7 protein-coding genes are annotated in these 8006 nt (G+C 63.1%); 2 read left to right on the top strand and 5 right to left on the bottom strand.

Annotated features, from left to right (window positions below):
* The 4 genes from VNH11_25730 to dnaG form a co-directional block, all read right to left on the bottom strand.
* A partial coding sequence (locus VNH11_25730) for a hypothetical protein (GenBank protein HVA49794.1) occupies window positions 1-233 on the bottom strand: 233 nt, incomplete at its 3' end.
* Window positions 234-542: 309 nt separating this feature from the next.
* On the bottom strand, window positions 543-1265 hold the full coding sequence (locus tag VNH11_25725) for a phospholipase (protein HVA49793.1): 723 nt from the start codon (window positions 1263-1265) through the stop codon (window positions 543-545).
* A 131-nt stretch (window positions 1266-1396) separates the two neighbouring features.
* A complete protein-coding gene (locus VNH11_25720; protein ID HVA49792.1) occupies window positions 1397-3067 on the bottom strand; it encodes a sigma-70 family RNA polymerase sigma factor in 1671 nt (556 codons plus the stop codon).
* Window positions 3068-3176: 109 nt separating this feature from the next.
* A complete protein-coding gene (dnaG, locus tag VNH11_25715) occupies window positions 3177-5009 on the bottom strand; it encodes a DNA primase (GenBank protein ID HVA49791.1) in 1833 nt (610 codons plus the stop codon).
* Between the two features lie 225 nt (window positions 5010-5234).
* Here dnaG and VNH11_25710 point away from each other — a divergent pair, with 225 nt between their 5' ends.
* Both VNH11_25710 and VNH11_25705 read left to right on the top strand, forming a co-directional pair.
* Entirely contained in the window at window positions 5235-6905 is a 1671-nt protein-coding gene (locus tag VNH11_25710) for a HEAT repeat domain-containing protein (GenBank protein HVA49790.1), read from the top strand.
* Between the two features lie 80 nt (window positions 6906-6985).
* Window positions 6986-7702, top strand: a complete 717-nt coding sequence (locus tag VNH11_25705; GenBank protein HVA49789.1) for a hypothetical protein — start codon at window positions 6986-6988, stop codon at window positions 7700-7702.
* 55 nt (window positions 7703-7757) lie between these two features.
* On the opposite strand, the gene VNH11_25700 is transcribed toward VNH11_25705, so the two are convergent.
* Window positions 7758-8006 (bottom strand): amino acid--tRNA ligase-related protein (locus tag VNH11_25700; GenBank protein HVA49788.1); only part of this gene is annotated, 249 nt, incomplete at its 5' end.

The following is an 8006-nucleotide window of genomic DNA, read 5'->3' as shown; positions in this document are numbered from 1 at the left end:
ACATGCACCTCGTTGAGTTGGTCTTGGATGAGCGCGGCGAGTTCCGCATCGGGACGGCTGCCCCGGCTATGCCAGTTGTAGGCCTCGCCCACGGCGTTATAGAGAAAGCGGTAGAAGCCGACGGTCGGCCGCCTGGCATGGACTACCGTGAGCCCCTCCCGCGGCGCCGGCACCGCCCGATGCGCATGGCTCAGCATTTCCAGGTAGTAAACGGTGACTTCAACTTCAGGCATCGCTTTTTCCGTTTACGTTCGTTCCGCTGGACGCGGCAATCCGTCCCGGAGGGACGACGGAGTTTAGCCGTGGCTGCCAACCCACGGAAGCATTCTCCGCCGCCGCTACGCGGCTGACGAGAATTGAGCGACCCTTGAACCGTGGGTTGACACCCACGGATAAACTCCGTCGCCGCTCCGCGGCCGATTTCATGCGTGACCAGCGCTCTCGGCTTCCTTCGCGCATGCCAATTGGTGGCGGAACGAAAGAATGAATTCGTCATTCGGCATTGCGCCGCGCCCCTCGCTGCTTCGCTCCTTCGCTCCTCCTCACTTCCCGCCCGGCGTGCGGTCTTCGGGCAAATACAGCATCCGCCCGCAGCTTTGGCAGGTGACCAGATGGTCCATCAACAGCGAGCTGACGATGTTGGAAGTCAGACGGTGATAGCAGCCGCCGCAGGTCTCGCCTTCGACCTGCGCCATGGCGTCGGAGCCTTTGCCTTTCACCACGCGCTGATAGGCGTCGCGAAAATCCGGTGGCAAGCCGACTTCGACCGTCTTCAGCTCGCTCTCCAGCCGCTGCACGTCGGCGATCAGGCGGTCGTGCTGCTCCCGCACCTGGTGCTCGACTTTGGTCAGCTCTTCCCGACCCTTGGCCAGGTTCTGCTCGGCCTCGCCGATGGTGGCCGCGAAGCCGTCGATCTTTTCCAAGGCTTCCAGGATTTCGTCGGCCAACACGCTGTTGGCCATTTCGTCGGCGGCGATCTGGTCTTTCAGCGCCTGATATTCGCGGTTGCTGCTGGCGGCGTTGAGCTTTGCCTTCAGGTCGCGAATCTTCGCCTCACCGCTTTTGAGCAGAAGCTGCTTCTGGTCGGCACCGACGCGCGCGGCCTTGGTCTCGGCCTTGGCCTGGGCCAACTCGGCCTCCAGCTTCGTCACGGAGCCCTGCCGGGCCTTGATCTGCTTCGGCCCCCGGTCGAGCCGTTCGCGCAGGTCGCCTAATTGTCGATGAATGCGGTGGAGCTCGCGTAACACTCCAGCAGTGGCGGACATCGGTCGCTCCCCATGTAAAAGACGTAGTTCTCGCCGGGCGCCTGCCGCGCCCCGCACACCCCTATCATAAAAAAACCGCTGGTCGATTGACCAGCGGTTGGCTCGTTCCGCGGCATGCCCGCACCACAACGCTACCCGGCGATTCCTTCGAGGAACCCTTCGAGCTGTTTGCTTCGCACGGGATGTTGCAGCTTGCGGACCGCTTTGGCTTCAATTTGCCGCACACGCTCGCGCGTGACCTTGAAGATTCGGCCAACCTCTTCCAATGTATAAGTATAGCCGTCTCCCAGCCCGTAGCGCAAGCGAATTATTTCCCGCTCGCGATAAGTCAGCGTTTTCAAGAGGCCCTCGATCTTCTCCCGCAGCATGCACTGCGAGGCCGACCGCATGGGGCTCTGCGTGCCGTGGTCTTCGATGAACTCGCCGAACGCGCTGTCTTCGCTCTCGCCCACCGGGCGGTCAAGGCTCACCGGATGCCGGCCGATGGTCAGTACGCGGCGGGTTTCGTCCAGGCTGATATTCGCCGCGGCGGCCGTTTCTTCGGTCGTCGGCTCGCGGCCCAGCTCCTGCAAGAGCCGCTTCGACACGTTTCGCAGTCGCGACAGCACGTCGATCATGTGGACCGGAATGCGAATCGTGCGGGCCTGATCGGCGATGGCCCGCGTGATCGCCTGCCGGATCCACCACGTGGCGTAGGTGGAAAACTTGTAACCGCGGCGATACTCGTATTTGTCGACCGCCCGCATCAGCCCCGTATTTCCCTCTTGAATCAGGTCGAGGAAGCTCAGGCCGCGGTTGCGATATTTCTTGGCGATCGAGACCACCAGCCGCAGGTTTCCGCCCGACAGCTCGCGCTTGGCCCGCTCGTAATCTTGGTACTGGCCGCGCATCAGCTCGCAGCGCCGCCGCAGCGCGGCCGGCGATTCGAGCGTCAGCATGAGCAGGTCGCGGAACTCTTTTCGCAGATTGGCCCGCTCGTCTTTGGCCGCCGAGTTGCGACCCAGCTCGGCCAAGTCGGCTTGCAACTCCTCCATGCGAGAGGAGATTTTTTCCAGCTCGCGGACCATCGGCTGCACGCGGCGGGTGCGCAGGCTCAACTCTTCCACCAGCGTCAAGGCTTTCGCGCGGTGCAAAAGGAACCGCTTGCGGGCAGCCAGCCGCTCGGCCCGCGGCAGCCGCTTGCTGCCGGCCGTGCGGAAGTCGCGGCGGTTCTGCTCCAGCAGATAAGTGAGCGTCCGCAGGTTGTGCGGCATCCGCGCCATGATCTGCTCTTTGGTCAAACACTCGGTAAGCGAGACCTTGATCGTGCGGTCGAACGGCAAAACGCCTTCATGCACCTTGCCCAGCGTCTCGATCGTGTTCTCCATGGCCAGGTTGCAGGAGAGCACGGTGCGACGGAACCGCTTGCGGGTGATTTCGATCTTCTTGGCCAGGCCGATCTCTTGGTCGCGGGTCAAAAGCGGAATGACGGCCATCTGCGTCAGATACATCCGCACCGGGTCGTCGCTCCACTTGGCCGGCTCATCGAGATTGATGGCCGGCGCGTCGTCGAGCGCCGCCTCGTCCTCGGCCGCTCGCGCCCCCGACGCGTCCGCGTCGGCGTCGGCAGCTTCGGCCAGGGGCTGGGGCGGTTCTTCCACCAGCGTGATGCCCATCTCTTCCAGGGCCACGAGCAGGCTGTCGAGTTTGTCGGGATTGACGGCTTCGTCGGGCAGGTATTCGTTGACCTGATCGTAGGTCAGATATCCCTGGGCCTTGCCCGTTGCTACCAATTCCGAAAGATCTTGGTCCAAATGGTGCATCTGATCTTCCTCCGGCGCCGAACGGCGCGATGCAAGATAATCGAAATTATGACCAGGACCGGCGGCGCAAACAAGTTCGCCGGATCGAGGCCAACCGGTCAAGGCATCCTTACCCATCCGTGGGCGCGGAAATACCGTGCCGGAGCCGCCCCCGTTCGATGATCCGCAGCAGTTCCTCCTCGCTCATGTTCGCGTCGCTCGGCGTGGGTCGCAGGACGCGCGGGGCCACGGCGGAAGGATTGCGGATCATCGCCAAAAGCCGCGTCACCTCCCCTTCGGCATCGGGGCGTGGACGACACTTTTGGAGATCGTCAAGCTCAATGATGAGCGTTTTAAGCTGTCCGTCGTCGATCTCCAATAGCAACCGCTCGACGGTGGGCACGACGCCCGCCGCCGCCAGCCGGCAACAAGCGGCAAACACGCCCCGGCGACGCGAACAACGCCATACCGCCGGCGGCAATTGCTCGGCGATCGTCGGCACCCATTGGGGCGACTGGAACACGATTTCCAGCAGTTCCTGCTCGGCTTTATCGAGAATTCCCGGCTTGGGCGGCGGGGCGGCCGGCTCCGGCACGTCTGTGGCGGCCGTTGCCCGCGACCGATTGGGTTTTTCGCGTAAAGCCTGCAATCGTTCACGAAGGGTCAGTTCGTGAACGCGAAACCGCTGCGCCAAGCGGTTGAGGATTTGGGCCTCGCGAATCCGTGCCGTGGTGTCCTCCGGCCACGGCGCTTTGGCCAAAATGCGGAGCATCTCCTCCCGTGCCCTCTGGATTTGGCCAATACCGCTGTGAGCGTCAACTCCGGCTGTCAAGATGCGCAGCTTATGATCTAGCGGGTCGACCGCGGTGCCGAGCAGGTTTTGGAAAGCCGCCGATCCGCGAGCCAACAGAAAATCGGCCGGGTCCAGCTCGTCGGGCAACGTCAGAATGCGCAGGTCGAGCTGGGCCGAAACGAACAGCTCCAGGATCTCATCGGCCCGCCGCCGGCCGGCGGCATCGCCGTCGAGCACCAGCAGCACCTGGTCGGCGAACCGCCGCAAAATGCCGATGTGCTGCTCGCCCAGAGCCGTTCCGAGCACGGCCACGGCGTTCTGGATGCCGCACTGCTGGGCAATCAGGCAGTCGGTATAGCCCTCCATGACCATCACCGTGCGGCTGCGGCTGACGGCGTCTTTGGCCAAGTCGAGGCCGTAGAGCAGCCGGCTTTTGGAAAACAGCGGTGTTTCGGGCGTGTTGATATATTTCGCCCCCTTCTGGTCGCTGGCGTCAGGCAACACCCGCCCGCCCATCGCCACCGGGCGGCCCTGCAAGTCGCGGATCGAAAACAGCACGCGGCCGCGGAAAAAGTCGTAATGTCCCGGCCCTTGCGGCCGCGGCCGCACCAGGCCGATTTTTTCCAGCGTGGCGGGCGAGATGGATGCCGCGCGGGCCCGTTTCTGCAGCCAGTCCCACTCGTTCGGCGCAAAACCCAAATGATAACGCAGGATACTTTCGTCGCTGATGCCGCGCTCGCGGAGATAGCGGCGGGCCGGCTCGGCCTCAGCGGCTTTGAGCAGGCAATCGTGAAACTGCTGTTCGGCCCAGGCCGCCGCCTGAAACAGCTTCCGCCGCTCGTCCGATTCTTCCGCCGACGCGCCGCCGCGGCCCGGCGCCAGCGGAACTCCCGCCCGTTCGGCCAAAATGACCAGGGCCTCGCGAAACGTGACGTTCTCACGCTTTTCGACAAAGGTGAAAATATCGCCGCCGATATTGCACACGAAGCAGCGGAACGTTTGCCGCTCCGGATTGACGTGCAAGCTGGGGCGAGAATCGTCGTGCCACGGGCACAGGCCCTTATAGGCCCGGCCTTCGCGACGCAACGGGACCGATTCGCCCACCAGATCGACGATGTCGACGGCGCGTTTGATTTGTTCCTTGACGTCGAACGCAGGACCCGTAGACACGGCCGACCCCTCCTAGTGCTCTGTCAGTCGTCGATTGATGGATGCTCTGCCCCAGCCACCCTCGCCTAGAGACTATCACAGGTTCCAGGTCTCCGTCCAGCAAGTAGCAGCTTGCGACCCGTTTCCCCGTTTCCGTGCGCGGAGCTTGACACGGGCCTCTTCGCACGCCTAGGATCGACGGTGTTCCGAGGCGGCAAATCTCCGTTCCTGCAAGTCCGCGAATCCATGAAGAGCCTCTTGTCGTGCATCACAACGTGGTGCTCCGCCACGAAGACGGTCGTTTTCGGGCAACCGCCCATCGTCGGCTTGTTCGTCACGTTGGGCCTGTTGTCCAGCCCCGCGGCCAGCTTTGCCCTTACGCCCGAAAGCCCGCAAGTGAAGGCCGTGGTGGCAAAGGCAGTCAAGTTTCTGGAGACGCACGACACGGAGGGTTGGGCCCAGCATCCGGGCGCTCATGCGCTCGTGGGCATGTGCGTGCTCAAACACTATCCGAGAGAGACCGGCAAGAATCAGCCAAAGGTCATCGAGGCCGTCCAGTCCATTCGATCGGCGCTGGCGAACAAAGGCATCCCCGATCTGCAGCAAATCTACAACATCGGCCTGTGCCTGATTTTTTTGCTGGAGGCCGGCCACGATGAATACCGCCCCGAAATGGAGCAGCTTTTGGCGATCCTGCTGGCCGCGCAAAAGCCGCACGGCGGCTTCGGCTATCCCGGTCAGCAGACGGGCGATACCTCGATGCACCAATATGGTTGTCTTGGGATGTGGTCCTGCATGATGTCGGGCATCCCCGTGCCCATCGACCACTGGGAACGCGCGGCCAATTGGCTGCTGCGCACGCAGGACCCCAAGGGCGGGTTCGGCTACCAAGGCATCGATCCAGGATCGTTCTCCCTGGTGCCCCAGCAGGAGGTGCGGCACAGCTTGTCGGCCGCCGGCTTGGGCAGCCTCGGCATCTGCGCTTCGAGTTTGCGGCTGTTCGCCCCGGACGAGGCGCAATCGTCCTCCGGTCCACCCCAGTTGAAGCGCGTCGTCAAGCAAGTCGAGGCGCTCACCAAAATGGTCGACCCCAGACAGGTCAGTCAAGCCTTGGAACGCGGCGCCGGTTGGTTCGCCGCCAACTACACCAGCGACTACAAGATGGACAAGCCCCAGTTCATGTACTACTACATGTATGCCATGGAGCGCTATAAGAGCTTCCTTCAAGAGGTCGACGCCAAACACAAAGCCGACAACCAATGGTATGACGATGGCTACGCCTTGTTGGCCAAGACGCAAGACGCCGATGGAAGCTGGAAGACGGGCGGCTACCACGTTCCGGACACCTGCTTCGCCGTGCTGTTTCTGATGCGTTCGACCCAGAGAGCGATCGAACACGCCAAGACGTTCGGCGGCGGACTGCTGGTGGGCGGACGCGGGCTGCCCGACAACGCCAGCGACATCGAGTTGGCGGGAGGCAGCGTGCGGGCCAAGGCCTTGAAGGGCCCCGCGCAGGAACTGCTGCAGAAGCTCGTGCCCGACGATCCCAACTTCGAAGAGGCCCTGCGGGGGATCGAAGCGCAGAGTTTGGTGGAAGCCGGAGACCATCTGACGGAGATGCAGAAAAAGCTGCGCAGCATGGCGGAAGGTAAATCGCCTGAGGCCCGCGCCGCCGCCATGACCTTGCTGGGGCGTACCCGCAATCTCGACCATGTGCCGCTGCTCATCGAGGCCTTGAAAGATCCGGATCCGCAGGTCTATATCGCGGCCATCGACGCCTTGCGGTTCATGGCCCGCAAGTTCAGCGGGTCGGGCGTCAACGCCAGCAGCGAGGAAGAGGCGCGAAAACAGACCATCAACCAATGGAAGGCCTGGTATCTCGAAATTCGGCCCGATACTCAATTCAACGACGACTGAAGACCTGCCACATCGCCGGCAAAGAAGAGCGCGCCAGGTCAAATCTCCCCGAACTTGAACTTAATCTTTGGAGCGAACGCATGTCTGACACTGCTGGGAACACCGGGGCCAAAAACGCCATCCAAAAACCGCTTCCGGCCTGGATCACCTCGGGCGTGCTCGGCTTGGTGCTGGGCGCCGGCGGCTGTTTCGTGACACTGTACTTCTACGGCTATGCGCCCCTCGAATCGCTCGTTGACAACAGCGGCCCTCCACCCGCCGCAATGGCTGGTACGATGCCGGGTGGCGGCGGCATGGGTGGCGGCGGCATGGGTGGTGGAGGCATGGGTGGTGGCGGCATGGGTGGTGGCGGCATGGGTGGCACGGGTGGCCCACGCGGCAAACGCAATCTCGCCACGCTGGTCGCCAAGCTCGATCTGGCGAGCAAGCGCATTTCCTGCCAATTTGACAGCGAGCAAACCGCCGAGCTGGCGGCCCAGTTGGCGGCCCTCAGTCAGCCCGACAAGATGACGCAAGACGAAGCTCAAGAGCTTTGCGATTCGCTGGAAGCGGTTTTGTCGGATGAGCAAAAAGAGACGCTGGCCCTGTTCGAGCTGCCTCGCGGCGCCGTCAGTGTTGGCGGCGGTGGCAAACCGCCAGGGAGGACGGAGGATCCGAACGCCGTCCCGCCCGACGACAACAATCCCTTCCAGCAGGAGGCAAACCAGACGCGGCTGCACTCGCTGCTCGATCGCTTGAAAGGCCCTGGCGCCGAGAAGCCAACGTCGGCAGAAGCGGGCGACAGCGGTGCTTTGTGATTTGCGGCCCATGGTCGGGATCGCACGTCCCTCATCCCGCATCGCTCATCCCTCATCAGAACTCCGCGTTTCCGGGGGTCCGCGGAAACGGAATCACGTCGCGGATATTCGCCATGCCGGTGATGAACTGCACGGCGCGCTCCAGCCCTAATCCAAAGCCCGCGTGCGGCACGGTTCCGTAGCGCCGCAGATCGGCATACCACCCATAGTTTTCCGGCGCGAGTCCTTGCTCGCGCATCCGCTGTTCGAGCACGTCGAGCCGCTCCTCGCGCTGGCTGCCGCCGATGATCTCGCCCACCTTGGG

This window comes from Pirellulales bacterium (assembly GCA_035533075.1).
Taxonomy (GTDB): Bacteria; Planctomycetota; Planctomycetia; order Pirellulales; family JAICIG01; genus DASSFG01.
The sequence above is the reverse complement of the archived record's forward strand: the minus strand, read 5'-3'. Positions and strand labels throughout refer to the sequence as shown.